At 42.5% G+C, this 572-nt stretch carries 1 protein-coding gene; it reads left to right on the top strand.

Features of this window, described 5'->3' with window-relative positions; all coding sequences use genetic code 11:
* Positions 1-296, top strand: a 296-nt coding sequence (locus tag OCH80_RS10125) for a hypothetical protein (RefSeq protein ID WP_404540636.1), incomplete at its 5' end; no start/stop codon positions are given.
* Positions 297-572: the final 276 nt, after the last annotated feature.

Here is a 572-nt window from a genome sequence, read left to right as displayed (position 1 = left end):
AGACTGCTAAGAAGGCTGCCGCAAAGAAGTCAACTAAGACTGCTAAGAAGGCTGCCGCAAAGAAGTCAACTAAGACTGCTAAGAAGGCTGCTGCTAAGAAGTCAACTAAGACTACTAAGAAGGCCGCTGCTAAGAAGTCAACTAAGACCACTAAGAAGGCCGCAAAGTCAACTAAGACTTCAGCTAAGACTACCAAGAAGACTACTAAGCCAGCAACTAAGACTACTACTGACACTAAGTCAACTACTACCCCAGCAACTGACGCAACTAAGACTACTACTGACGCTGCAAAGTAATTTTGCTGGAAGAAGCTGAATAGCAATATTAACCTAAAGTGTTGAATGATTACTCGATGGAGCAATTATTCAACACTTTTTTACTATCAGAAATCAACTGCAGTTAGATAGCTTTAGGGTAACGTTCTTGTCAAAGCGTTAGTTGCTAGGTATTTTTTGAAACGGGCTGTAGTTAGGTGCTTTACGGGGCTCAAATTTTTGCAAAAGCCCGTAGTTGGGTACTTTACGGGGCTCAAATTTTTGCAAAAGCCCGTAGTTGGGTACTTTACGGGGCTC

The organism is Lactobacillus sp. 23-2 (assembly GCF_044902225.1).
Classification (GTDB): Bacteria; Bacillota; Bacilli; order Lactobacillales; family Lactobacillaceae; genus Lactobacillus; species Lactobacillus absianus.
This window is presented reverse-complemented; position numbering and strand designations above follow the sequence as displayed.